General features: G+C 76.2%; 18 protein-coding genes and 1 pseudogene. 9 read left to right on the forward strand and 10 right to left on the reverse strand.

The window, feature by feature from the left end:
* The first annotated feature begins 2 nt into the window (after positions 1-2).
* Positions 3-1,991, forward strand: coding sequence for a M13 family metallopeptidase (locus tag GC089_RS11625; protein ID WP_155377808.1), 1,989 nt, complete (start codon positions 3-5; stop codon positions 1,989-1,991).
* A 73-nt stretch (positions 1,992-2,064) separates the two neighbouring features.
* Here the strand turns inward: GC089_RS11625 and GC089_RS11630 are convergent, their stop codons facing one another.
* Both GC089_RS11630 and GC089_RS11635 read right to left on the reverse strand, forming a co-directional pair.
* Positions 2,065-2,607, reverse strand: a complete 543-nt coding sequence (locus GC089_RS11630) for a hypothetical protein (RefSeq protein WP_230684764.1) — start codon at positions 2,605-2,607, stop codon at positions 2,065-2,067.
* Positions 2,607-3,193 (reverse strand): annotated as a pseudogene (locus GC089_RS11635) (disulfide bond formation protein DsbA). The gene GC089_RS11630 and the pseudogene GC089_RS11635 overlap by 1 nt, the downstream one beginning before the upstream one ends.
* A 355-nt stretch (positions 3,194-3,548) precedes the next feature.
* Between GC089_RS11635 and pepN the strand changes: the two are divergent.
* Positions 3,549-6,155 carry an aminopeptidase N gene (gene pepN, locus GC089_RS11640; RefSeq protein ID WP_155377809.1) on the forward strand — a complete coding sequence of 869 codons (2,607 nt, stop codon included), beginning with the start codon at positions 3,549-3,551 and terminating at the stop codon, positions 6,153-6,155.
* Between the two features lie 682 nt (positions 6,156-6,837).
* Here the strand turns inward: pepN and malQ are convergent.
* A complete protein-coding gene (gene malQ / locus GC089_RS11650) occupies positions 6,838-9,099 on the reverse strand; it encodes a 4-alpha-glucanotransferase (protein WP_155377810.1) in 2,262 nt (753 codons plus the stop codon).
* Between malQ and GC089_RS11655 the strand changes: the two genes are divergently transcribed.
* A complete protein-coding gene (locus GC089_RS11655; protein WP_155377811.1) occupies positions 9,098-11,317 on the forward strand; it encodes a prolyl oligopeptidase family protein in 2,220 nt (739 codons plus the stop codon). The two genes, malQ and GC089_RS11655, sit on opposite strands and share 2 nt — an antisense overlap.
* On the forward strand, positions 11,314-12,561 hold the full coding sequence (locus GC089_RS11660) for a mechanosensitive ion channel family protein (RefSeq protein WP_230684766.1): 1,248 nt from the start codon (positions 11,314-11,316) through the stop codon (positions 12,559-12,561). Before GC089_RS11655 ends, GC089_RS11660 begins: the two co-directional genes overlap by 4 nt.
* A gap of 18 nt (positions 12,562-12,579) precedes the next feature.
* Here GC089_RS11660 and GC089_RS11665 read toward each other — a convergent pair whose 3' ends face one another.
* Positions 12,580-13,047, reverse strand: coding sequence for a PTS glucose transporter subunit IIA (locus GC089_RS11665; protein ID WP_155377812.1), 468 nt, complete (start codon positions 13,045-13,047; stop codon positions 12,580-12,582).
* Position 13,048: 1 nt separating this feature from the next.
* On the reverse strand, positions 13,049-13,279 hold the full coding sequence (locus GC089_RS11670) for a glucose PTS transporter subunit EIIB (RefSeq protein WP_136520512.1): 231 nt from the start codon (positions 13,277-13,279) through the stop codon (positions 13,049-13,051).
* 330 nt (positions 13,280-13,609) lie between these two features.
* Here GC089_RS11670 and ptsP point away from each other — a divergent pair, with 330 nt between their 5' ends.
* From ptsP to GC089_RS11695, 5 genes are all read left to right on the forward strand, one after another.
* Positions 13,610-15,295: a phosphoenolpyruvate--protein phosphotransferase gene (gene ptsP / locus GC089_RS11675; protein ID WP_155377813.1), complete on the forward strand. Its 1,686-nt coding sequence runs from the start codon at positions 13,610-13,612 to the stop codon at positions 15,293-15,295.
* Between the two features lie 79 nt (positions 15,296-15,374).
* The gene (locus GC089_RS11680; RefSeq protein ID WP_155377814.1) at positions 15,375-15,758 is read left to right on the forward strand and encodes a globin; all 384 of its coding nucleotides are present in this window, start codon (positions 15,375-15,377) and stop codon (positions 15,756-15,758) included.
* A 13-nt stretch (positions 15,759-15,771) separates the two neighbouring features.
* The gene (locus GC089_RS11685) at positions 15,772-16,656 is read left to right on the forward strand and encodes an acyl-CoA thioesterase II (RefSeq protein ID WP_155377815.1); all 885 of its coding nucleotides are present in this window, start codon (positions 15,772-15,774) and stop codon (positions 16,654-16,656) included.
* Between the two features lie 60 nt (positions 16,657-16,716).
* Entirely contained in the window at positions 16,717-17,715 is a 999-nt protein-coding gene (locus GC089_RS11690; RefSeq protein ID WP_155377816.1) for a DNA topoisomerase IB, read from the forward strand.
* Between the two features lie 166 nt (positions 17,716-17,881).
* Positions 17,882-19,480: an SDR family oxidoreductase gene (locus GC089_RS11695; protein ID WP_230685235.1), complete on the forward strand. Its 1,599-nt coding sequence runs from the start codon at positions 17,882-17,884 to the stop codon at positions 19,478-19,480.
* A 22-nt stretch (positions 19,481-19,502) separates the two neighbouring features.
* Here GC089_RS11695 and GC089_RS11700 read toward each other — a convergent pair whose 3' ends face one another.
* The 5 genes from GC089_RS11700 to GC089_RS11720 form a co-directional block, all read right to left on the reverse strand.
* Entirely contained in the window at positions 19,503-19,997 is a 495-nt protein-coding gene (locus GC089_RS11700) for a thioesterase family protein (RefSeq protein ID WP_155377818.1), read from the reverse strand.
* A gap of 119 nt (positions 19,998-20,116) precedes the next feature.
* Complete coding sequence (locus tag GC089_RS11705) at positions 20,117-21,742, reverse strand: GTPase (RefSeq protein WP_230684767.1); 1,626 nt, start codon at positions 21,740-21,742, stop codon at positions 20,117-20,119.
* Positions 21,739-23,742 carry a GTPase domain-containing protein gene (locus GC089_RS11710; protein ID WP_230684768.1) on the reverse strand — a complete coding sequence of 668 codons (2,004 nt, stop codon included), beginning with the start codon at positions 23,740-23,742 and terminating at the stop codon, positions 21,739-21,741. Before GC089_RS11710 ends, GC089_RS11705 begins: the two co-directional genes overlap by 4 nt.
* Before the next feature lie 70 nt (positions 23,743-23,812).
* Positions 23,813-25,495 (reverse strand): energy-dependent translational throttle protein EttA, encoded by a 1,683-nt coding sequence (ettA, locus tag GC089_RS11715; protein WP_155377819.1) that lies wholly within the window; start codon positions 25,493-25,495, stop codon positions 23,813-23,815.
* A 133-nt stretch (positions 25,496-25,628) separates the two neighbouring features.
* Entirely contained in the window at positions 25,629-26,222 is a 594-nt protein-coding gene (locus GC089_RS11720; RefSeq protein ID WP_196250687.1) for a single-stranded DNA-binding protein, read from the reverse strand.
* Positions 26,223-26,358 lie beyond the last annotated feature (136 nt).

The raw sequence follows: 26,358 nt of genomic DNA on the forward strand, positions 1-26,358 counted from the left end.
GCATGACCCGCAGCGGACTGCCCCTCGAGGACCTGGACCCGGCGACGCGGCCCCAGGACGACCTGTACGCGTACGTGAACGGCCGCTGGGCCGCGTCCCACGTCATCCCCCCGGACCGCGCGATGGACGGCACCTTCCGCGCGCTGCACGACGAGGCCGAGCGCCAGGTGCGCGACATCATCACGGACGCCGCCGCCGCCGGCGGCGACGCGGACGGCGTCGAGGCGAAGATCGGCGCGCTGTACGCGAGCTTCATGGACACCGACGCCGTGGAGGCGGCCGGGCTGGAGCCGCTGCGCGAGGACCTCGCCCTCGTCGACGGCGCGACCACGCCGCAGGAGCTGACCGCCGCGCTGGGTGCGCTGCAGCGCACGGGCGCGGCGGGCGTCGTGGAGTTCTACGTCGACAACGACGCGAAGGACCCCGACACCTACGTCGTGCACCTCGTGCAGGGCGGGCTGGGCCTGCCGGACGAGGCGTACTACCGCGAGGAGCAGCACGCCGCCGTGCTGGCGGCGTACCGGCCGCACGTGGCGCGCATGCTCGGCCTCGTGCGGGACGTGTCCGGCGTCGTCGCGGCGGGCGACCCCGAGGACCTGTCCGAGCGCGTGGTCGCGCTCGAGACCCGCCTCGCGGCGGCGCACTGGGACGTCGTCAAGGACCGCGACGCCGACCTGACGTACAACCCGATGACGCTCGCCGAGCTCGCCGAGCGCGCGCCCGGCTTCGACTGGCGCGCCTGGGCCGTCGCACTGGGCGCGCCCGAGGGCGCGCTGGACCGCCTGGTGGTGCGCGAGCCGTCGTTCGCCGAGGGGTTCGCGCAGGCGTGGACCGACGTCCCCCTCGCGGACTGGCAGGCCTGGGCGACCTACCACGTCGTCTCGTCGCGTGCGCCCTACCTGACCGACGCCCTGGTGCAGGCGAACTTCGACTTCTACGGCCGCACGCTCACCGGTGCGCAGGAGCTGCGCGAGCGCTGGAAGCGTGGTGTGAGCCTCGTGCAGGGCGCGCTCGGGGAGGCCGTCGGCAAGGTCTACGTCGAGCGGCACTTCCCGCCCACGCACAAGGAGCGCATGGACGCGCTCGTCGGGCACCTCGTCGAGGCGTACCGCGAGTCCATCTCGCGGCTCGACTGGATGAGCGAGGAGACGCGCGCGAAGGCGCTCGACAAGCTCGAGAAGTTCACGCCCAAGATCGGCTACCCCGTGCGCTGGCGCGACTACTCGGCGCTCGAGGTGCGCGCCGACGACCTCGTCGGCAACGTGCGCCGCGCCAACGCGTTCGAGCAGGACCGCGAGCTGGGCAAGATCGGCCGGCCGATCGACCGCGACGAGTGGTTCATGACGCCGCAGACCGTCAACGCCTACTACAACCCGGGGATGAACGAGATCGTCTTCCCCGCGGCGATCCTCCAGCCGCCGTTCTTCGACGCGGAGGCCGACGACGCCGTGAACTTCGGCGGGATCGGTGCGGTGATCGGGCACGAGATCGGGCACGGGTTCGACGACCAGGGGTCGAAGTACGACGGCGACGGCCGGCTCGAGGACTGGTGGACCGCGGACGACCGCGCGGAGTTCGAGCGCCGCACCAAGGCGCTCGTCGCGCAGTACGACGGCTACTCCCCCGCCCAGCTCGGCGGCAGCCACCACGTGAACGGCGAGCTCACGGTGGGCGAGAACATCGGCGACCTGGGTGGGCTCGCGATCGCGATCACCGCCTACCGCATCGCGCTGGGCCGCCCGCTGGAGGAGGCGCCCGTGATCGACGGGTTCACCGGCCTGCAGCGCGTGTTCCTGGGCTGGGCGCAGTCGTGGCGGACGAAGGGCCGCGACGAGGAGGTCGTGCGGCGCCTGGCGACGGACCCCCACGCCCCCGACGAGTTCCGCTGCAACGGCGTCGTGCGCAACATCGACGAGTTCTACACGGCGTTCGACGTGCAGCCCGGCGACGGGCTGTGGCTCGACCCGGCGGACCGCGTGCACATCTGGTGACGCCGTGCCGGACGGTGCCGCCCGCAGGGGCGGCACCGTCCGGCGCGCCGGCCCGCCGCGGGCGGCGCGGCCGTCAGGGCAGCTCGGCCCAGTCCCCGCGGGCGAGCCGGAAGCCCACGCCGCCGGGGCCCGTGCACGTGACACCGTCGGTGCCGGACGCGCACGTCCAGTCGCCGACGGTCGCCTCGCGGCCGTACTCGAGGCGGGCGGCACCGGCCGCCGCGACCGGCGGCACCTCGTCCTCGACGCACACGAACGCGAAGCCCTGGGCGTCGAGGCGCACGACGTTGCCGGTCGTGCCCTCGCACCCGGCCACCTGCGGCGCGGCGTACGTGAAGCTGCCGACGCGGCACTCGACCCCGCCGGGCGTCATGTCGCAGCCGATGTTGCCGCTCGGCAGGACGAACGAGACGGGTTCGGCCGCGTCCGTCGCGGCGTCGGTCGGACCGGCCGTGCCGGTCGCCGTCGCGCCGTCCGTCGCCCCCGCGTCCGGCCCGCCGTCACGGCCCTGCAGGGTCACCAGCAGCACGACGACGAGCGCCACGACGAGCACGACGTCGACCGCGAGGAACGCCTTCATGCCGGGGCTGAGCCCGGCGAGCCCACGACCGGCCATCAGGACCCCTGCGCCGCCGCGGCGTCGGGGGCGGCGTCGTCGAGGACCGGTCCGACGGTGCGCGTGCGCTTGAGCTCGTAGAAGCCGGGGACGCTCGTCATGAGCGCGAGGCCGTCGAACAGCCGGCCCGCGTCCTCGCCCTTCGGGCGGGCGTGACGACGGGTCCGAAGTAGCCCACGCCGTCGATCGCGACGACGGGTGTGCCGACCTCGTCGCCGACGAGCTCCATCGCCCGTGCGTGCGACGCGCGGAGCAGGTCGTCGACCTCGTCGGTGCCGGCCACGGCCGCGAGCGCGGCCGGCAGGCCGACCTCGGCGAGCGACTCGGCGACGATCGCGTCGGTGTCCCGGCGGCGGCCGGGGTGCCGGCGGGTGCCCATCGCGTCGTAGAGGGGCTTGAGCACCTCGTCGCCGTGGTCGCGGGCAGCGGCGACGAGCACGCGCACCGGCCCCCACGACGCGTCCATGAGCCGCCGGTAGTCCTCGGGCAGGTCACGTCCCTCGTTGAGCACCGACAGGCTCATGACGTGCCAGCGGACGTCGACGTCGCGCACCCGCGCGACCTCGTCCATCCACCGTGACGTCATCCACGCCCACGGGCAGGCGGGGTCGAACCAGAAGTCCACGACGGGCACGGGCCACTCCTTCCGACGGGGGGCGACGGGCGCCTCGGGCGGGCGCCGGCGTCGCGCGGGGGCAAGCCCATCACACGTGGGCGGGCACCGCGAAACGCACCGGGCGAGGCACGGGGTCCGCCGGGGGCCGCGTGGCATGATCGACCCCGGTCGCGACACCGCGGCCCTGCACGACCGTCACGGCCGACCCCGCACCTGCCGAGCGCCGCGCGCGCCCCGGGCCACCGCCCGCCGGCAGGTCGTCGCCGACCCACCGGTCGCCGCCGACCCCCGCGGCCACCGCCGCCGACCCGATCGGAGCCGATCCGTGCCCGGAGAGAACCTCACCCGCGCCGAGGCGGCCGAGCGCGCCTCGGTCGTGCGCACCCACGCGTACGACGTCGCGCTCGACCTGACGACGAGCCCGAAGACGTTCGGGTCGGTGACGACGATCCGCTTCGCGGCCACGCCGGGGGCGAGCACGTTCGTGGACCTGATCGCGCCGGCCGTGCACGAGGTCGTGCTCAACGGCCGCAGCCTCGACCCGGCCGACGTCGTCTCCGACGCGCGGATCCGGCTCGACGACCTGGCCGAGGAGAACGAGCTGCGCGTGGTCGCCGAGTGCGCCTACATGCACACGGGTGAGGGCCTGCACCGGTTCGTCGACCCGGTCGACGACGAGGTGTACCTGTACAGCCAGTTCGAGGTGGCCGACTCGCGCCGGGTCTTCGCGGTGTTCGAGCAGCCCGACCTCAAGGCCGCGTTCACGTTCACGGTGACGGCACCGGCGCACTGGACCGTCGTGTCGAACTACCCGCAGGTCGGCGAGCCCGAGCGGGTCGAGGGCGGGCGGAACCTCAACGGCGGCCGTGACGAGGGCACGGCGACGTGGCGGTTCGAGCCGACGCCGCGGATCTCGTCGTACGTCACGGCGGTCATCGCGGGGCCGTACCACGGCGAGCACGACTCGCTGGTCAGCTCGGACGGCCGGACGATCCCCCTCGGGGTGTACTGCCGCGCGTCGCTGGCGGAGCACCTCGACACGGACAACATCCTCGACGTCACGCGCGCGGGCTTCCGCTTCTACGAGGAGCGGTTCGGCTTCCCGTACCCGTTCGCCAAGTACGACCAGCTGTTCGTCCCGGAGTTCAACGCGGGGGCGATGGAGAACGCCGGTGCGGTGACCTTCCTCGAGTCGTACGTCTTCCGCTCCAAGGTCCCCGAGGCCACCGTCGAGCGCCGCGCCGTGACGATCCTGCACGAGCTCGCGCACATGTGGTTCGGCGACCTCGTGACGATGCGCTGGTGGGACGACCTGTGGCTCAACGAGTCGTTCGCCGAGTACGCCTCGACGCTGGCGACCGCGGAGGCGACCCGCTGGACGAGCGCCTGGACGACGTTCTCCTCGCTGGAGAAGTCGTGGGCCTACCGGCAGGACCAGCTGCCGTCGACGCACCCGATCGTCGCGGACATGCGCGACCTCGAGGACGTCGAGGTCAACTTCGACGGCATCACCTACGCCAAGGGCGCGTCGGTGCTCAAGCAGCTCGTCGCGTGGGTCGGCCAGGAGCAGTTCTTCGCGGGGGTGCGCGCGTACTTCGCGAAGCACGCCTGGGGCAACACGCAGCTGCGCGACCTGCTGGCCGAGCTCGAGGCCACCAGCGGCCGCGACCTGTCCGCGTGGTCGGCGCTGTGGCTCGAGAAGGCCGGCGTGACCCTGCTGCGTCCCGAGGTCGAGGTCGACGCGGACGGCACCGTCACGTCCTTCGCGGTGCTGCAGGAGGTCCCCGAGGAGCACCCGACGCAGCGGCCGCACCGGCTCGCGATCGGCGGGTACGACGTGCAGGACGTCGACGGCGCGCCGCGCCTGGTCCGCACGGTGCGCGTCGAGCTCGACGTGGACGGCGAGCGCACCGAGGTGCCCGAGCTCGTCGGCCGCCCGCGGCCGGCCCTGCTGCTCGTGAACGACGACGACCTCGCGTACGCCAAGGTCCGCCTCGACGAGGCGTCGATGGCCACCGCGATCGCGCACCTCGACGCGTTCACCGACTCCCTGCCGCGCACGCTCGTGTGGGCCGCGGCCTGGGACGCGACGCGGGACGGCGAGACGCCGGCGCGCGACTTCGTCGACCTCGTCCTCGGCAACGTCGCGCACGAGACGGACTCGTCCGTGGTGCTCGTGCTGCTGCGCCAGCTGGCGACGACCCTGGACCTGTACGTGGCGCCCGAGCACCGGGAGGCGGCGCAGGTCGCGGCCGCGGACCGTCTGCTCGCGCTGGCGGAGGCCGCACCCGCGGGCTCCGACCTGCAGCTGCAGCTCGTCAAGGCGTTCGCGGCGCGCTCGCGCACGCAGGCGCAGCTCGACGCGGTGGCGGACCTGCTCGACGGACGGCGCTCGCTGGAGGGTCTGACGGTCGACACGGACCTGCGCTGGGAGCTGCTGACGGCGCTCGTCGCGGGCGGCCGCGCGGGCGACACCGACGTCGCGGCCCAGCTCTCGCAGGACGCCACGGCCACCGGTCAGCGGGCCGCCGCCGCCGCGCGGGCCGCACTGCCGACGCCCGAGGCGAAGGAGCGCGCCTGGGCCGCCGTCGTCACCGGCGACGAGCTGCCGAACGCGCTGCAGGCTGCGACGATCAGCGGCTTCACCCGGGTGCACGACACCGCGCTGCTGCTGCCCTGGGTCGAGCGCTACTTCGGCGAGCTCGAGCGCGTGTGGGCCGACAAGACGAACGAGATGGCGCAGAACGTCGTCCTCGGGCTGTACCCGACGCTGCTCGCCGACCACGCGGACGTCGACGTCCTGGGGGCGACCGACGCGTGGCTCGAGGCGCACCCGCAGGCGCCGGCGGCGCTGCGTCGCCTCGTCGCGGAGAACCGCGACGGCGTGCGCCGCGCGCTGGCCGCGCAGGAGGCGGACCGCCGCCGCGGCTGAGGCCCGGTGCCACGCGGGGGGCGACGCGTCAGCCGGCGCGTCGCCCCCCCGCCGCGTCGGTCCGCGCCGCCGTCGTCGCCCGGGACCCCGCCACCGTCGTCCCCCGGGACGGCACGGCGCGCGGCGGCGACCGCGCGCAGGAACGCGGCCGCCTCCCGCGGACCGCGCAGCCGCACGACGGGTACGGCGCCCCGGTCCACGAGCGCGGCGTACCGCGCGCGGTACGCGTCGTGCATCGTCCACGACCACCGCACGATGTTCTGCTCCGGGTCGCGGCGCAGCAGGTTGCGCAGCCGCTCGCGGTTGCCGTGCCACAGCTCCTGCCGGGTGAGCCCCCGCCACAGGGTGCGCCGCACCACCCGGGCCATCACGACGCGCCGCGGGTGGTCCAGCCACACCACGGCGTCGGCGTCGTCGAGCATGCCGTCGAGGCGCGACTGCCAGTTGCCGTCGACGACCCAGCCGGGCGCGTCCGCGAGCCGGCGCGCGAGGTCCGCACGGCCCTCGGCGGGGTCGCGGTGCACCCACCCGGGCGCCCAGAACACGTCGTCGAGCTCGACGTGCGGCACGCCGAGGGCGGCCGCGAGCGCCCGGGCGTAGGTCGTCTTGCCGGCGCCGGAGTTGCCGACGACGCGCACGCGTCGCGGCAGCGGGTCGGGCGGCTGCGGGGTGGGCGCCCGGCTCATCCCTCGTTCATGACGCGCGCGAGGGACGCGAGGCGCGCGCTCGTGAACAGGTCGTCGAGCAGCACGACGTTGCCGGTGCCGTCGGCGAGCGGGACCTTCCAGTTCGGGTACTCCTGGTCGGTGCCGGGCTGGTTCTGCGCCCGCCGCTCCCCGACCGCGTCGGCGAGCGAGACGCCGACGAGCACCGACGGCGTCGCGAGCACCCAGCGGTGCAGCGCCTCGACGACCTCGCGCTCCGACGGGTCGTCCCCGAGCAGCCCGCGCTCGCGCAGCGCCCGCAGCATCCGCTCGCGCTCGGCGTCCGCCTCCGCCTGCACCTCGCGCAGCGGCTTGGTCAGCAGCCCGAGCCGCTCGCGCAGCTGCACGTGCTCCCCCGCGAGGTACCCGGCGGTGGGCGGCAGGTCGTGCGTGGTCACGGTCGCGAGGACCTCGCGGCGGTACCGCTCGGGCGGCAGCGGGCCGTCCTCGGTCTGCTCGAACCAGAGCACGGACGTGCCGAGGACGCCGCGGTCCGCCAGGTAGTCGCGCACCCACGGCTCGACGGTGCCCAGGTCCTCGCCGATGACGACGGCGCCGGCGCGGTGCGCCTCGAGCGCGAGGATGCCGACGAACGCCTCGTGGTCGTAGCGCACGTACGCGCCCTCGGCCGCGCTGTTGCCCTCGGGCACCCACCACAGCCGGAACAGGCCGATGACGTGGTCGATGCGGATCGCCCCCGCGTGCCGCAGCACGGTGCGCAGCATGTCGCGGTACGGCTTGTACGCGGCCCGGGCGAGCTCGGTCGGGTGCCACGGCGGCTGCGACCAGTCCTGCCCCTGCTGGTTGTACATGTCCGGCGGTGCGCCCACCGACGCACCCGTCGCGAGCACGTCCCGCAGCGCCCAGGAGTCTGCGCCGACGGGGTGCACCCCCACCGCCAGGTCGTGCATGATCCCCACCGTCATGCCGCCGTCGAGCGCGGCCTGCTGCGCGCGGCCGAGCTGCTCGTCCGCGACCCACTGCAGCCAGGACCAGAACCGCACGCGGTCCGCGAGCTCGACGGCCGCGGCGACGACCTCGTCGGACCACGGGTCGTGCAGCGCCTCGGGCCACGTCTGCGGGGGCCCGTACCGCTCGACGAGCGCGCACCACAGGGCGAACGTGCGCAGCCCCTCGCCCTGCTCCTCGACGAACGCGTCGAACGCCGCCTGCCGCGCCGCCGAGCGCGGCTGTGCGTGGACGACCTCCAGCGCGGCGCGCTTGGCGGCCCAGACGGCGTCCCGGTCGATCGGGCCGGGGTCGACGTCGAGCGGCAGCACGGGCTCGGCGGCCCACTCGAGCAGCGCCCGGTCCGCGGCCGACAGGTACGCGGCCTCGCGCACGTCCTCCGGTCGGACGTACAGGGGGTTCACGAACCGCCGCGTCGTGGGCAGGTAGGGGCTGGGGGTGAGCGGCTCGACGGGCTCGGCCGCGTGCAGCGGGTTGATGAGCAGGAAGTCCGCGCCGTGCTGACCCGCGAGCCAGCCGAGCTCGGCCAGGTCGGCGAGGTCGCCGACGCCCCACGACTGGCGCGAGCGCACGGAGTACAGCTGCGCCATGAGGCCCCACGCCCGCCCGTCGTGCAGCTGCTCGGGCAGCGCCAGGCGGTCGGGGGTGACGACGACCGGGCAGTGCGCCTGCGCGCTCGGCCCCTCGGCCCACACCTCGTGCCAGCCGAGCGGCAGGTCCGCCGGGAGCACGAACGTGGCCCGGCCGACCAGGCGCCCGTCGACGGTCCGCGGCTCGACGTACACGTCGGCCTGCGTGACCTCACGACGCCCGCCCCCGGCCTCCGGGTCGAGCTCGACCCACACCTCGACGGGGTCCCCGTGCGTCACGTGGACGGGCACCTGCACCTCACGGCCCTCGCGGACCACGACGACGGGCGGCAGCGTGCGCCGCCACGGCATGTTCTCGACGTGGGCGAGGGCGAGGGCGATCCGCTCGGGGGTGGAGGCGTCGACGCCGAGCGCGGCGAGCACGGCGCGCAGCGTGTGCGCGCTGGCCTCGTGCTGCTCGCCGTCGTGGCCCTGGTACTGGCCGGCGACGTCGTACGCCTCCGCGAGGCGCAGCAGGTCGGCGGAGGGGCGGTCGGGCTGCTCGGGCACGCGTCGATCCTGCCACGCACCCACCTGACCTGCCCGGACAGCGCGCGGGCCGGTGGCACGCGCTTCCCGGACAGCGGGCGGCGCACCGCGGGGAGCGCGCGCCCAGGATCGGTCCGTAGCCTGTCGGACCATGACCGACGCCTCCCCGCCGACCGCCCTGGCCTACCCGACCGCCCCGCGCGAGGACCTCGTGGAGGACCTGCACGGGCGTGCCGTCGCCGACCCGTACCGGCGCCTCGAGGACCCGCAGGACCCCGCGACCGTGGCGTGGTCCGCGGAGCAGGACGCCCTGTACGCGGCGTACCGCCGGCGCGTCGCGGCGGCTGCCGACGGTGGCCCGTTCGCCACCGACGCGCTGCGCGCGCGCCTGGGCACGCTGCTGGGCGCCGGCTTCGTCTCCGCCCCGGCGTGGCGGGGCGAGCGCCGGTTCGTCTCGCGGCGCGCCGGAGACCAGGAGCACGCCGTGGTCGTCGTCGTCGAGCCCGACGGCTCCGGCGGCGAGCGGGAGCGGGTCCTCGTCGACCCGTTGCGGCTCGACCCGGCCGGCACGACCACGCTCGACGCGTGGCAGCCCTCCAAGGAGGGGCACCTGCTCGCGTACCAGGTCTCCAGCGGCGGCACCGAGGAGAGCGTGCTGCACGTGCTGGACGTCGCGACGGGCGAGCTCGTCGACGGGCCCGTCGACCGTGCGCGGTACTCCCCCGTCGCGTGGCTGCCGGGCGGCGAGGCGTTCTACTACGTGCGCCGCCTCGCCCCCGACCTCGTCCCGGCGGACGAGCGGCAGTACCACCGCCGCGTGTGGCTGCACCGGCTCGGCACGTCGCCCGAGCGGGACGTCGAGGTGTTCGGGGCGGGGCTGGACCGGACCAACTACTACGGCGTCTCCGTGAGCCGGGACGGACGCTGGCTCATCGTCTCGGCGTCCGCGGGCACCGCGCCCCGCACCGACGTGTGGATCGCGGACCTGACGGCCCCGGGCGGCGTCGAGGCGCCCGCGTTCACCGAGGTCGCCGTCGGCCTCGACGCGGAGGTGGGCGCGTGGGTGGGCCGCGACGGCCGCCTCTACGTGCACACGGACCTCGACGCGCCGCGCGGGCGCGTCTGCGTGACGGACCCGACGACGCCCGGCGTCGCCCACTGGCGGACGCTCGTCGCGCAGGACGACGCCGCCGTGCTCGAGGACGTCGCGCTGCTCGACGGCGGCGGCGACGACACCGCTCCCGTCCTGCTCGTCGCGTCCTGGCGACGGCACTCGGTGAGCGAGGTGACGCTGCACGACCCGGCCACGGGCGAGCGCCGGCCGGGTGACGCGGGCGTCCTGCCCCTGCCCGGGCTCGGGTCGATCTCCGGGCTCGTCACCCGGCCCGAGGGCGGCACGTCGCTGTGGTTCTCCTACACCGACCACGTGACGGTCCCGCGCGTGCACCGCTACGACGCCGCGACGGGCGAGGTCACGCTGTGGGCGACGCCGCCCGGCGCGGTGCCGGACCTGCCGGACGTGCGCGCGCGGCAGGTCGAGGTGACGAGCGCCGACGGCACGGCGGTGCGCGCGTTCGTCCTCGCCCGCGCCGACCGGCTCGACGCCGCAGGCCGGCCGCTCGCCCCGGCGCCCACCGTCCTGTACGGCTACGGCGGCTTCCAGGTGTCGCTGGACCCCGCCTACTCGGCGAGCACGCTCGCGTGGGTCGAGGCGGGCGGCGTGTACGTGGTCGCGAACCTGCGCGGCGGCGGCGAGGAGGGTGAGGAGTGGCACCGCGCCGGCATGCGCGGCGCCAAGCAGAACGTCTTCGACGACCTGTTCGCGGTCGCCGAGCACCTGGTCGCGCAGGGGTGGACGACGACCGACCGGCTCGCGGTGTGGGGCGGGTCCAACGGCGGCCTGCTCGTCGGCGCGGCGGTCACGCAGCGGCCCGACCTGTGGGCGGCGGCCGTGTGCTCCGCCCCGCTGCTCGACATGGTGCGCTACCAGCGCTTCGGCCTGGGCGTCACGTGGACCGAGGAGTACGGCGACGCCGCGGTGCCCGAGGAGCTCGACTGGCTGCTCGCCTACTCGCCCTACCACCGGGTGGTCGACGCCACCGCCTACCCCGCGGTGCTGTTCACGGTGTTCGAGGGCGACACGCGGGTCGACCCCCTGCACGCCCGCAAGCTCGCGGCGGCCCTGCAGGCGGCGACGTCGTCCGACCCCGACGATCGGCCGGTGCTCCTGCGCCGCGAGACCGGGGTCGGCCACGGCGGACGCGCCCTGTCGCGCACGGTCGCGCTGTCGGCGGAGCAGCTGCAGTTCGTGGCCGACCGGACCGGTCTGCTCGACGCGTCCCGCTCCGGGACCGAGGAGGGCGCCGCGTGAGGCCCGCAGCGCTCACCCGCGCCACCGGCACGACGTCCCCGAGCGACGACCCCACCCTGCTGCCCCAGCTGCCCCCCGCGGAGCGCCGGTTCGACCCGCTCGCGTGGCTCGACGCCTTCTGGAGCTGGTTCGTCGGCCTGCCCATGCGGATCGTCATCATCGTCGCGGTCGGCGCACTCGTCCTCGCGCTGCTGCGCCGGCTCATCGGCTCGATCACGAACCACATCGCCAACGGCGACTCGCTGCTCGAGCGCGGCGTGCTCAAGCCCCTCGGCGGCAGCGAGGTCCGCTCGGTGCTGCAGCGGGCCAACCCCGTGGCGGCCGCGCGCCGCACCCAGCGGGCCCGCACGATCGGCTCCGTCCTGCGCTCGACGGCGTCCGTGGTGGTCGGGTCGATCACGGTGGTGCTGGTCCTGGACCAGCTGCGCGTCAACATCGCCCCGCTCATCGCGTCCGCCGGGGTCGTCGGAGTCGCGGTCGGCTTCGGCGCGCAGGCGCTCGTCAAGGACTTCCTGTCGGGGCTCTTCATGCTGCTGGAGGACCAGTACGGCGTCGGCGACGTCGTGGACGTGGGGCCCGCCACGGGGACCGTCGAGGCCGTCGCGCTGCGGGTGACGAAGATCCGGGACGCCGACGGCACGCTCTGGTACGTGCCCAACGGGTCGATGCTGCGGGTGGGCAACAAGACCCAGGGCTTCGGCACCGCGGTCGTCGAGCTGGACGTCGACTACTTCGCCGACCTCGACGAGGTGCGCGCCCTGCTGGAGCGGGCGGCGGCGGAGGTCGCCGCGGAGCCCGTCGTGGGCGCGTTCGTGCAGGGCTCGCCCACGGTGACCGGGGCGGAGCGGCTCAGCGCCGAGGCCGTCACGGTCAAGCTGAGCCTGCGCACCGAGCCGGGCAAGCACTGGGAGGTGGGGCGGCACCTGCGTGCCGCCGTGCGCCGGCACCTGACCGAGGCGGGCATCCCGCTGGGTGGTCAGCGGGACCTGCTCGCGGCGCACCGCGAGGTGCTCGCCGGCCCGGCGTCCGCCGGCACGGGCGAGCCGTCCGCCGGCACGGGCGAGCCGTCCGCCGGCACGGGCGAGGGCGAGAGCTCCGGCACGACCGAGGGCGCACGCCCCGCGACCGACCCCGCGACCGACCCCGCGACCGACCCCGCGGCCACGCAGCAGGACCGCGACCCCCACGACACCCCGGTGCACGACGCGGTGCACCCGGACCCCGGCCGGAGCCGGCGGACCTGACCGCGGGCGGCGGGCGGGTCAGTCCCGGGGCGACCACTCCAGCAGCGGCTCCCCGGCCTCGACCCGCTCGCCGTCCGCGACGAGCTGGGTGAGCGTCGCGGGGTCGCCCTGCAGGACGACGACCGGGCACACGGTGGCGAGGCCGGCGTCGGCGACCGCGGCCGGCGACCACGTGATCACGGTCTCGCCCGCCCGCACGCGCCGGCCGGCCTCGACGTGCACCGTGAACCCCGCACCGCCGAGGCCGACGGTGTCGATGCCGGCGTGCACGAGAACGCCGCGCTCGCCGCCGAGCTCAAGGGCGAACGCGTGCGGGTGCAGCGCCCCGACCGCGCCCGCGCAGGGCGCGAGCACGTCCGCACGGTCGACGGCGTCGGGATGCACGGCGACACCGGGGCCGACCATCTGCTCGGCGAAGACGGGGTCGGGCACCTCGGCCAGCGGCCGGACGACACCCGTCACCGGGCTGACCAGCCGCACGACCACGTCAGCGGAGGGTGTCGAGCTCGGCCGCGAGGTTGTCCGCCTCGGGACCGACGATGACCTGCACGATGCGGCCGGAGCGCACGACGCCGAACGCGCCGCTCGCCTTGAGGGCGGCCTCGTCGACCAGCTCCGCGTCGCCCACCTCGACCCGCAGCCGCGTGATGCAGGGCTCGAGGTCGACCACGTTGGTCTCCCCGCCCAGGGCGGCCAGGATCTGCTGTGCCTTGCTCAAGTGGTTCTCCCCACGATCCGTCGCGACGCGCACGGCCCGCGCACCGCCGCGGTGCGGGGCACCGGTCGGTGCGTGCCCACCAGGCTACCGCCGCCGCCGCCGCACCACCCACCGGGTCCGCACACCGGTCCTCGGTCCCTGGTGCGCCGCCGCCGCGTGTGCTGGCACCGGGCCGTGCCCGCCACGCCGGGCGTGTCGAGGCTGGCACGGCGGGCGCAGGGCGCGCCAGACTGCCACCGGCCGACGACGTCGTCGGCCGGTGCGTCCAGCACCGGGCGGCTCCGCGGCCCGTGCACCCGGGCGCACCGTGCGAGCAGCGAGGAGGTACGCGTGGGCAGCACGTCCGTCGTCACCGGCATCGGCGTCAGCCCCGGACGCGCGGTCGCACCGGCGGCGCTCCTGCCCGAGCCGGTCGCCGAGCCGCCCGCCGGGCGCCGCCTGCCGCCGGGCGCGGACACGGAGGCCGCCGCCGCACGGGTCGCCGAGGCGGCCGAGGCCGTGCGCGCCGAGCTCGACGCCGCCGCCGAGGCCGCCGAGGGCCCGAGCGCCGACCTGCTGTTCGCGACCGCGGCGATGGCCGCGGACCCGTCCCTCGTCGCGGACGCCCAGGACCGCGTGCGCGCCGAGCACCTGGTGCCCGAGCGCGCGGTGTGGGAGGCGGCGGACGCGGTCGCGGCACAGCTGGCCGAGCTCGGCGGCTACATGGCCGAGCGCGTGCGCGACGTCGTCGACGTGCGGGACCGGCTGGTCGCACGCCTGACCGGACGTCCCGCGCCGGGCCTGCCGGTGCGTCCGCACCCGTACGTGCTCGTGGCCCACGACCTCGCCCCCGCGCTCACGGCCACGCTCGACCCGGAGCGTGTGCTCGCCGTCGTCACCGCCGCCGGGGGCCCGACCTCGCACACGGCGATCCTGGCGCGCGCCCGGGGCATCCCGGCGGTCGTCGCGGCCGCCGGGGCCGCCGCGGTGGCCGAGGGGACGTCGCTGCTCGTCGACGGCGCGTCGGGCACGGTGACGCTCGACCCCGCCCCCGAGGCGGTCGCGCGCGTGCGGGCGCGTGCCGCGGCGGTGCGCACCTTCGACGGCGACGGGCGCACCGCGGACGGGCACCGCGTCGAGCTGCTCGCGAACGTCGGCGACCCGGCCGAGGCGGAGGCCGCCGCGGCCTCCGGTGCGCAGGGCGTCGGGCTGTTCCGCACGGAGTTCGCGTTCCTCGACCGCACCGAGGCGCCGGGCGTCGACGAGCAGGTCGCGGCCTACGGGCGCGTCCTCGCGGCGTTCACCGGTCGCAAGGTCGTCGTGCGCACCCTCGACGCGGGCGCGGACAAGCCGCTGCCGTTCCTGCACGCGGCGCCGGAGGCGAACCCGGCGCTCGGCGTCCGCGGGCTGCGGGTCGCCGACGCCCAGCCGCAGGTGCTCGAGGACCAGCTCACGGCGATCGCCCGCGCCGCCGCCGAGCACCCGGGCACCACGACGTGGGTCATGGCGCCCATGGTGGCCACCGTCGAGGAGACGGAGGCGTTCGTCGGGGCGTGCGCGCGGCACGGGCTGACGACGGCCGGGATCATGGTCGAGGTGCCGAGCGCGGCCCTGCTCGCCGCCCCGATGCTCGCGCACGCCGCGTTCGCCAGCATCGGCACGAACGACCTCACGCAGTACACGATGGCCGCCGACCGCCTGCTCGGTGCCGTGGCCCGCCTGTCCGACGCCTGGCAGCCGGCCGTGCTGCGCCTCGTGGAGGCGACCGCCCTGGGCGGTGCGGCGCAGGGGCGACCCGTCGGCGTCTGCGGCGAGGCCGCGGCCGACCCGGCGCTCGCGGTCGTGCTCGCGGGGCTCGGCGTCACGTCCCTGTCGATGACGCCCCGCGCGCTGCCCGACGTCGCGGCCGTGCTCGCGGCGACCCCGTGGGACGAGTGCCGGCGCCTCGCACGGCTGGCGGTCGAGTCCCCCGGCGCCGACCACGCGCGGTCCGTCGTGCGGCGCGCGCTGCCCGTGCTCGAGGAGCTCGGGCTCTGACACGCCGGGCGTGTGACGTGCGCCCCGACGCAGCCGCGCAGCCCCGGTGCGCGGCGCGGGCCGTGTGAGGATGGGCGCCGTGAGAGCCGACTCGTTCTACGAGGCCGTCGGCGGGCACGAGACATTCGTCCGGCTCGTCGACGAGTTCTACCGGGGCGTCGCCGAGGACCCGGTGCTCAAGCCGATGTACCCCGAGGAGGACCTGGGGCCGGCCGCGGAGCGCCTGACGCTGTTCCTCGAGCAGTACTGGGGCGGCCCGACCACCTACTCCGAGCAGCGCGGCCACCCCCGCCTGCGCATGCGGCACGCCCCCTACAAGGTGAACCCCGACGCGCGCGACCGCTGGCTGCGGCACATGCGCACGGCCGTCGACAGCCTCGACCTCGCGCCGCTGCACCGCGCGCAGCTGTGGGACTACCTCGAGCGCGCCGCCTTCTCCATGCTCAACACGTTCGAGGACTGAGGACCAGCCCGCCATGACCGACGCCGACGTGCGCCCCGACGACCCCACCGCCGCCGTGCTGCGCGTCCTCGACGTCGAGGCCGACGCCGAGACCCCCGACCTGTTCCACGCCACGAGCCTCGCCCAGCCCGGCGGGCGCGTGTTCGGCGGCCAGGTGCTCGCGCAGGCGCTGCTGGCCGCCGGCCGCACGACGCCGGCCGAGCGGCTCCCCCACTCGCTGCACGGCTACTTCCTGCGCCCGGGTGACGTGACCAAGCCGATCGCCCTCACCGTGGAGCGGCTGCGCGACGGCCGGTCGTTCACGGCCCGGCGCACGCACGCGCTGCAGGACGGGCAGCCGATCCTGTCGATGATCGCCTCGTTCCAGGAGGAGCAGCCCGGCGTGGAGTACGCCGAGACGATGCCCGCCGACGTGCCCGACCCGGAGGACGTGGTGTCGGCGCTCGACCAGCTGGGCGGCATCGACCACCCCGTCGCGAAGTTCTGGACGCAGGAGGCCGCGTTCGACGTGCGGCACGTGGGCGGCTCGCTGTACCTGGACGCCGACCCCGACCCGGGCCTGGGGCGCCAGGCGGTGTGGATGCGCTCGCGCGCACCGCTGCCGGACGACCAGCTCCTGCACCGGGCGCTGCTCGCCTACGCGTGCGACCAGGTCATGCTCGAGCCGGTCCTGCGGCGCGCCGGCCGCTCCTGGGTGACGCCCGGGCTGTCGATGGCGAGCCTCGACCACGCGATGTGGTGGCACCGGGACGTGCGCGTCGACGACTGGCTGCTGTACGTGCAGTCCACGCCGAGCGCGCAGGGCGGCCGGGGCCTGGGCGCGGCACGCGTGTTCACGCGCGAGGGCGTCCTCGTGGCGACCGTCGCGCAGGAGGGCATGGTGCGCCTGCCGCTGTGACGTGCGCCCGCACGGCCCGCTCGACGAGCGCACGGCCGGCGCGCGGGCGACACTCCCGGCATGGTCCGGCTCCGACGTGTGCGCATCGACCAGCCCGGCTGGACCCGGCGCCGGGCGGGCAAGGGCTTCGTGTACCTCGACGTCGACCGGCGGCGCATCGACGACCCCGAGCACCTCGAGCGCGTCTCCACGCTGGCGATCCCGCCCGCGTGGAAGGACGTGTGGATCTGCCCCTGGCCGAACGGGCACATCCAGGCCGCCGGCTTCGACGACGCGCAGCGCCGCCAGTACCTGTACCACCAGCAGTGGCACGCCCGGCGGGCGCGGCTCAAGCACGACCACGTCCTCGAGGTCGCCCGGCGCCTGCCCGCGGCGCGCCGCCGCGTGAAGGCCGACCTCGCGCTCGAGGGCATGCCGCGGGACAAGGCGCTCGCGCTCGCGTTCCGGCTGCTCGACCGGGCGTACCTGCGGGTCGGCGGCGAGGGGTACGCGCGGCGCAACGGCTCGTTCGGGCTCGCGACGCTGCGCAAGGAGCACGTGCACGTGCTCGAGCCGGAGCGGGACGACGACCCGGGTGCGGTGCACCTGGTGTTCCCCGCCAAGTCCGGCCAGGTGCGCGACACCGTCGTCGAGGACGAGGTCGTCGCGGACCTGTGCCGCACGCTCCTGCGCCGCCGCGACCCGAGCCCGGAGCTGCTCGCCTGGCACGACGAGCGCGGGTGGCACGACGTGACGAGCAGCGACGTCGCCGCGTACGTCAAGGACCGGCTCGGCGACGCCTCGCCCAAGGACTTCCGCACGTGGCACGCGACCGTCCTGGCCGCGCGCGGCCTCGCCGAGGCCGGACCCGCGCCGGCGAGCGAGCGCGGGCGGCGGCGCGTGGTGTCGTCGGTCGTGAAGGCGGTGGCGGAGGAGCTGGGGAACACCCCGGCGGTCGCGCGCGCCTCCTACATCGACCCGCGCGTGGTGGACCTGTGGGAGCGCGGCGAGACGATCACCCCCACCCGGTCGCAGGCGGTGGCCGAGAAGCGCACGCTGGCGATGCTGTCGTCGTCCTGACGCCCGGGCGCCGGACGCTCCGCGTGCGTCGGCCGGCGCCGGCCCGCAGACTGCCGGGGTGAGGCACCGGGACGCACCGCCGCCCGGCGCGCCGACGTCCACGCCCGACGCACCCACCGGGCCGGACCTGGCGCCCGAGCCCGTGGCCCGCACGCTCGCCGGGCTCGTGCCCGGCACGGGACCCGACGGCCGTCCCCGGCCGGACGCACCGGTGGCCGCCGTCACGGGCGTCACGGGGTACGTCGGCGGGCGCCTGGTGCCCGAGCTGCTCGCCGCCGGCTACCGCGTCCGCGCCCTCGCCCGGCACCCGGAGCGGCTGCGGGGACGCCCCTGGTACGACGAGGTCGAGGTGGTCGAGGCCGACGCGTCCGACCTCGACGCGATCCGGTCGGGGCTCGCCGGCGCCGACGTCGCCTACTACCTCGTCCACGCGCTCGGGTCGGGGCGCCGCTTCGAGCAGCGGGACCGGCGCACAGCGCTCACGTTCGCGCGCGCGGCCCGCGAGGCCGCCGTCGGACGGGTCGTGTACCTGGGCGGCCTGCACCCCGAGGGTGAGGAGCTCTCCCCGCACCTGGCCTCGCGGACCGAGGTCGGCGAGATCCTGCTGGCCTCCGGGGTGCCCACGACGGTGCTGCGGGCGGCGGTCGTCCTCGGGTCGGGGTCGGCGTCGTTCGAGATGATGCGGTACCTCACCGAGCGGCTGCCGGCGATGACCGTGCCGACGTGGGTGGACAACCGCATCCAGCCGATCGCGGTCCGCGACGTGCTGCGCTACCTCGTGGGCGCGGCGTCGATGCCCGCCGACGTGTCCCGCGCCTTCGACATCGGCGGCCCCGACGTCCTCACCTACCGGGAGATGATGCAGCGGTACGCGGCGATCTCGGACCTGCCCCGCCGGGTCATCGTCGGCGTCCCCGTGCTCACGCCCCGCCTGTCGAGCCTGTGGGTGTCGCTCGTGACACCCGTCCCCGGCGGTCTCGCACGCCCCCTGGTCGAGTCCCTCGTGCACGAGGTCGTCTGCGACGAGCACGACGTCGCGGCGTACGTGCCCGACCCGCCGGGAGGTCTCGTGGGGTTCGACCGCGCGGTGCGCCTCGCGCTCGCCCGCATCGGGGAGGCGGGCGTGGCGACGCGCTGGTCGTCGGCCGCGGTGCCGGGCGCGCCCAGCGACCCGCTGCCCTCCGACCCCGACTGGGCGGGCGGCTCGCTGTACGTCGACGAGCGGCGCGTGGAGGTGGACGCCTCGCCCGCGGCGCTGTGGCGCGTGCTCGAGGCCGTCGGCGGCGAGCGCGGCTGGTTCTCCTGGTCCCTCGCCTGGCGCGTGCGGGGGCTGCTCGACCGGGTCGTCGGCGGGCCGGGCCTGCGCCGGGGCCGGCGCGACCCGCACCGCCTGCGCGTCGACGACGCGGTCGACTTCTGGCGCGTCGAGGCCGTCGAGCCGGGACGGCTGCTGCGGCTGCGGGCCGAGATGCGGCTGCCCGGCCTGGCGTGGCTCGAGCTGCGGGTGGAACCGGTGGACGGGCCTGCTCCCGGCGCGGACGACGCAGGACACGCGGACGACGCGGCGTGGACCCGCCCGCCCACCGTCTTCGCGCAGCGCGCCCTGTTCCACCCGCACGGTCTGGCCGGCCAGCTCTACTGGTGGTCGGTGTACCCGTTCCACGGCGTGGTGTTCGGGGGCATGCAGCGCAACATCGCCCGGGCCGCCGAGACGGCGGAGCGGGCGCGCACGGACGTCGCGCCGAACGCCGGCGGCCGTCCGTGACCGGTCGCTCCGCCGCCTCCCGTCAGCGGCGGCGGCGCAGGCGGACCGGCTCCTCGACGAACTGCTCCCACGCGGCCCGCTGCTCCGGCCCGATGCGCTGCGGCGCCCCGGTGCGCGCGTCCACCAGGACGAGCGTCGTGACCGCCCGCGCGTACACCTGCGAGCCCTCCACGGCGGCCGGGGCGTCGCGCACCTCGTAGCAGACGTCCAGGCTGGCGCCGCCCAGGTGCCCGATCCACATCTCGACGACGACCGGTGCACGCCGGTAGCCGAGCGGCCGCACGTACTCGATCTCCTGGCGGGCGACGAGCGTGGACAGGCCGGCGCCGGGCCCGGCGTCGAGCACCGCGGTCGACCACGCGCCGTCGGGCCGCGTGCCGTCCGGGCCCACCGGGTGGCGCCAGAACGCCTCGATCCGCGCCTCCTCGAGCAGGCGCAGCATCTCCACGTTGTTCACGTGCGCGTACGCGTCCATGTCCGACCAGCGCAGCTGCACCGGCACCTCGAGCCGTGCCATCCGTCGTCCTCCTCCCGCCGCACGTGGCGGCGCGTCGTCCCGGCGGGGCGCCGGGGTCGTCATCGGGTCAGGTCGCACGCGACGTCGGCGGCGGACGGGGCCTGCGCGCGGCGACGCGCTCAGCGCCGGCGGCGGCGCCCACCCGCGGCGGCACCGGCGGCGCGTCGTGCCGCGTCGTGGGCGCTCGTCCACCGCTCGACCTCGGCCGCCACGGGCGCAACGACGCGCGCGTCGGCGACGCCGGCCACGGCGGTGCGCAGCCGCCGGCGGGCCCGCGCGGCCTGCCGCCGACCCTCGGCCCAGGCGCCGACCGCACCGAGGAGCGCGAGGACGAGGCCGAGCACCAGTCCACCCAGCACCAGCGCGGTCGGCGCCGGCAGGGGCCCCCACTGCGGGGTCGACGGCTCGGGCAGCCGCAGGTACGCCAGCCCGGCGAGCACGCCGAGCCACAGCAGGCCCGCGACGGCGGCGGTCACGCCGACCCACTGCAGCACGTCGAGGGCGCGCGCCCACCACGGCGCCCGCGCCGGCAGCAGCGTCGTGCCGGCGACCGCCGCGTCCAGGGCGTCACCGAGCCCGTCCGTGCGCACGTCGTCGCGGACCCCGAGGACCCACGCGTCGGGCAGCCCCGCGGTCGCGTCGTCGCGCCACCGGCGCACGGCGTTGGCGGCGTGCGCCTGCACCTGCGGGCCCGCCGGCGGCAGGGACGTGCGGTCCGCGGTGTCGGCGTCCGGGGTGCCGGGGCGCAGGTGCAGCCGGCGCAACGGGTCGGGACGCAGCCGGGCGAGCACGCGCAACGGCGGCCAGCCCGTGCGGGCCCGTACGCGTCGCGCCGCAGACCGGCGGACCGCGTCGACGACCGTGGGCACTCCCGCCGCCTGCTCGAGCGCCGTGACGAGCGCGTCGGGCGACGGCAGGTCGCGGCGGCGCTCGGCGCCCCCGTCCAGCGCCGCGACCGCGCGCACGGCCACGTCCTCCACGTCCGCGCTCAGCCGGTCCGCCGCGGCCCGACGACGCTGCGCCGCCCGGGCCAGCAGCGCCCGCAGCTCCGCGACGCCCTCCCCGGTCCTCGCGCTCACCAGGACCGTCTCGACGTCGCCCAGGCCGTCCCGTGCGGCGAGCCGGCGGACGTCCTCCCGCCACGTCGTCCGGTCGTCCGCGGCCAGACGGTCGGCCTGGTTGAGCGCGAGCACCATGACGTCGGCGTGCCGCGCGAGCGGGCGCAGGTAGCGCTCGTGCAGGACCGCGTCGGCGTACTTCTGCGGGTCGAGCACCCACACGAGCAGGTCCGCCCGCGCGTACAGGCGCTCGGCGGTGTCGCGGTGCTCGGTGACGACCGAGTCGTGGTCGGGCAGGTCCAGCAGGACGAGGCCTGTCGGCAGTCCCCGGGCGGCGCCCGTGCCGTGGTCCAGCGCGCGCCGGTCCCCCACCTCGAGCCAGTCCAGCAGCGCGTGCACGTCCTCGTCCGCCGCCACGGCCGCCAGCGGGCGTGACGTCGTCGGGCGCAGGGTCCCGGGACGCGCGAGGTCCGCGCCGGCGAGCGCGTTGAACAGCGACGACTTCCCCGAGCCGGTCGCCCCCGCGAGCGCCGCCACCGTGGTCGCGGGGGCGAGCGCGAGGCGCTCGCGGACCTGCGCCACCACGCGCTCCCCCTCGGCGACGACCGCGCCGTCGAGCCGGTCGCCGGCGAGCTGCAGGCACCGGGCGAGCGCGTCCGTGCGCTCCGCCAGCCCCGGTCCGCTCACCGCGCGTCCTCGTCGCCGCCGACGAGACGACGCCACCACCCGCGCACGCCGCGCTCCCGCTCGCCGGTGCGCTCCCCCGCGTCGGGTGACCCCGCCGGCCCGCCGGCGGCTCGGGGCGGCAGCGCACCGACCCCGCGCAGGCGGCCCGCGGGCGCGCCGGCGGACGTCGCCGCGGCGACCCGGGGCTCGCCGGTCCGGCCGCCCTGCGCGCCGGGCAGCGGCGCCGACGCCACGCGCGAGGCCGCGGCGCGCAGGGCGCCGCCGCCGGCGTCCGCCGTGCCGAGCGCGTCGAGCTGCGCGGTGAACCGCGCCGCCTCCGCGTCGAGCAGGGCGCCCACGCGGGCGACGAGCCGCTCGTGCGCGGTGCGGGTGAGCCGGCGGACCGCGTCGTCGCCGAACACCGCCTCGAGCAGACGCTGGGCGAGCACGGCGGTGCCGCCCGCGATGCCGACCTCGGCACCCGTGAGACCGCCCGTCGACGCGAACACCGCGAGCATGAGCGCCGCGCCGAGGCCGTTGACCCCGAACGAGAGGGCACGCGCCTGCGTGCGGCGGTCACCGCCCTCGTCGGCGACCAGCTGCAGCACGTCGTCCTGCCACGCGCGCACCTGAGCCGCGATGTCCTCGCGCAGCCGGGCCGAGGAGCGCGACAGCGCGAGCCCGTCGAGCAGCGCGGCGCCGGCGGGGTCGGCCCGCCAGGCGGCGTGCGCGCGCTCGGCGGCCTGCTCCGCCGCGTCCAGCACGACGGCGTCGAGGCTGCGCCCGATCGCCTCCGCCAGGGCGGGCTCCTGCGCGCGGCGGCCGCGCACGGCGGCCGTCAGGCGGTCGCGCCACCGTGCCACGCGCTCCTCGACGGAGCGCATGAACTCGCCGGTCCCCACCACGTCCTGCCAGCGTGCCAGCACCTCGCCCCGCAGCATGCGCCCGTCCGACGTGGCGCGCTCGACGTCCACCAGCGCCGCCGCGTACGCCGCCTCCACGGCGGCGCGCAGGCGGGCGTCCGCGGCCTCCTGCGCGTCGGCGGCGTCCGCGACCAGCCCCGCGCGGACCACGAGGTCGGCGACGAGGCCGTCCCGGGTGCGCTCGACGACACCGCGCCGGGCCGCCGGGTCCGCCGCGAGGCGGGTGAGCCACTCCGCGACGGGCGCGACCGCCCAGTCGGGCAGGAGGCCGTCCTGCGGCTCGGCCTCGGGCACGACGAGCACCGGCGTGCCCGCGAGCCCGTGCTCGGCGAGCATCGACGCGAGGTGCTCGCGCACGGCGTCCTCCTCGCCGGGGTCGACACGGTCGAGGACGAGCGCGAGCTCGACGCGCCGCTGCGCGGCCGTGCCCAGCAGCTCCCACGGGACCGCGTCGGCGTAGCGGGCGGCGGTGGTGACGAACAGCCACAGGTCCGCCGCTCCGAGGAGCTGGCGGGCCAGTGCGCGGTTCTCGTCGACGACGGAGTCGATGTCGGGGGCGTCCAGCAGCGTGAGGCCCTGCGGGACCGCGTCGCTCGCGACGAGCCGCAGACCCGCCTGTCCCTGCTCGCCGGCGCCGCCGCCCGCCGCCGCTCCCCCGCCGACCAGACGAGCGAGGCCGGGCAGCACCCGGTCCGTCGTGAACCACCGGCCGTCGAGCGGGTGGTGCACGAGCACCGGCCACCGCGTCGTCGGGCGCAGCACGCTCGCGGAGGAGACCTCCTGGCCGAGCAGCGAGTTCACGAGCGTCGACTTCCCGGCGCCCGTGGACCCGCCGAGCACGGCGAGGACCGGGGCCGCCTCCGCCCGCAGCCGCGGCAGCAGGTAGTCGTCGAGCTGCTCGAGCACCTGGCGGCGCACCGCGCGGGCCTCGTCGACCCCGGTGCCCTCCAGCGCGAGGTCCACCTGCCGCAGCCGCAGACCGAGCACCTCGAGCGCCTCGACGAGGCCGCCGGTGCCGGCGCCGGTGCGCGTGCCCGTGCCACCGCCGGGCGTGCCGGCGTCGCCCGGCGCCGCCCCGGCGTCCGACGCGCCCGCCACCCCGCCGGACCCTGCGGGTCCGGGGTGCCGGGGAGGACGGGCGCGTCGTCGCTCACGGGTCGTCCGCCCGTCAGTCGCGCCGCAGCTTGCGGTGGGTGACGCGGTGCGGACGTGCCGCCTCCGGGCCGAGCCGCTGGACCTTGTTCTCCTCGTACGAGGCGAAGTTGCCCTCGAACCAGTACCAGCGGGCGGGGTCCTCCTCCGTGCCCTCGTAGGCGAGGATGTGCGTCGCCACGCGGTCGAGGAACCAGCGGTCGTGCGAGACGACCACGGCGCAGCCGGGGAACTCCAGCAGCGCGTTCTCCAGGGAGCCGAGGGTCTCGACGTCGAGGTCGTTGGTCGGCTCGTCGAGCAGCAGCAGGTTGCCGCCCTGCTTGAGCGTGAGCGCCAGGTTGAGGCGGTTGCGCTCACCACCCGACAGCACGCCCGCCGGCTTCTGCTGGTCCGGGCCCTTGAAGCCGAACGCCGCGACGTACGCGCGCGACGGCATCTCGACGTTGCCGACCTTGAGGAAGTCGAGCCCGTCGGAGACGACCTCCCACAGCGTCTTCTTCGGGTCGATGCCGCCGCGGCTCTGGTCGACGTACGAGATCGAGACCGTCTCGCCGATCTTCAGGTCGCCGCCGTCGAGGGGCTCGAGCCCGACGATCGTCTTGAACAGCGTCGTCTTGCCGACGCCGTTCGGGCCGATGACGCCGACGATGCCGTTGCGCGGCAGCGTGAAGCTGAGCCCGTCGATGAGCGTGCGCCCGTCGAAGCCCTTGACCAGGTCCTTGGCCTCGAGCACGACGTTGCCCAGGCGCGGGCCCGGCGGGATCTGGATCTCCTCGAAGTCCAGCTTGCGCGTGCGCTCCGCCTCGGCCGCCATCTCCTCGTAGCGGGCCAGGCGGGCCTTCGACTTCGTCTGCCGGCCCTTCGCGTTCTGGCGGACCCACTCGAGCTCGTCCTTGAGGCGCTTGGCGAGCTTCGCGTCCTTCTTGCCCTGGACCTGCAGGCGCTCCTGCTTCTTCTCCAGGTACGTCGAGTAGTTGCCCTCGTACGGGTACAGGCGGCCGCGGTCGACCTCGCAGATCCACTCCGCGACGTGGTCGAGGAAGTACCGGTCGTGGGTGACCGCGAGGATGGCGCCGGGGTACTGCTGCAGGTGCTGCTCGAGCCACAGGACGGACTCCGCGTCCAGGTGGTTCGTCGGCTCGTCGAGCAGCAGCAGGTCCGGCTTCTCGAGCAGGAGCTTGCACAGCGCGACGCGACGGCGCTCACCACCGGAGAGGACCTTCACGTCCGCGTCCGGCGGCGGGCAGCGCAGCGCGTCCATCGCCTGCTCGAGCTGGGCGTCGAGGTCCCACGCGTCCGCGGCGTCGATCGCCTCCTGCAGCTGGCCCATCTCGGCGAGCAGCGCGTCGAAGTCCGCGTCGGGGTCGGCCATGAGGGCCGAGATCTCGTTGTAGCGGTCGAGCTTGCCCTTGATCTCGGCGACACCCTCCTCGACGTTGCCGAGGACCGTCTTGTCGTCGTTCAGCGGCGGCTCCTGCTGGAGGATGCCGACGGTGTAGCCCGGGGACAGGCGCGCCTCACCGTTCGAGGGCTGGTCCAGCCCCGCCATGATCTTGAGGATCGTCGACTTCCCCGCGCCGTTCGGGCCGACGACGCCGATCTTCGCGCCGGGGAGGAAGTTCAGAGAGACGTCGTCGAGGATGACCTTGTCGCCGTGCGCCTTGCGCGCCTTGTACATGGAGTAGATGAACTCAGCCACTGACTGCTCGTCCGCCTCGGGTCGCTTCGGTGGGGACGCCGCCGGTCGGGGCGCGGGGGGCGGGACGTGCGTCCGTGCCCGGTCGCGCGCCGACCTGCGGCGTCGTCGGTTGCCGGTCCACCAGCCTAGGCGATCACCCGCGTCCGACGAGCGCGAGACGGTCCTGCGGGCGCGCGGCACCCGCCGCCGCGCCCGCCTCGTCGTCGACCTGCGGCCCCGGGTCCGGCGGCAGCTGAGCCGGTGCCTGCGCCCAGGGGTCCTCCGTCAGCGCGGCGGGCGCGTCGCCGTCGGTCGCGAGGTCCCCCGCCGCCGTCCCCGCTGCCTCCTCCGGCCGCGCACCGGCCGCCGCGCGGGTGCCGGCCGTGCTCCGCCGGAACCCGGTGGAGCCGAACACGAGGTCGTGCCCGAGCGCGACCGCCTCCAGCACGAGCTCGGTGCGCGCGCCGTCGGGCGACGCCCACTCCGACGTGCCGACGCGGCCGACCACGACCACCGGGTCGCCCTTGCGCAGCGACCGGGCCACGTTGTCCGCGACCTGCCGCCAGACCTTCACCGTCCACCAGACCGTCGGACCGTCCCGGTACGTGCCCGTGTCGCGGTCGTACACGCGCCGCGTCGAGGCGAGCCGGAACTGCGCGTAGGGGGTCCCGCCGCCGTCGAGGTGGTAGGCCCGCACGTCCGAGCCGACCCAGCCGACGACCGTCACGTCCTGGGTGTGTGCGCCCATGAGCTGTCCTGTCTGCCGTGGCCCCGCAGAGCGCGGGGCGTGTGGCGCCATCGTGCGGAGGCACAGCGCTGCGACGGGACGGCGGGACGCGCGGCGGTGGAGCACCGGGCGGGTCCGGCGGGCTGGGGACGGCTCG

The organism is Cellulomonas sp. JZ18 (assembly GCF_009720485.1).
In the GTDB taxonomy this organism is placed as follows: domain Bacteria; phylum Actinomycetota; class Actinomycetes; order Actinomycetales; family Cellulomonadaceae; genus Cellulomonas.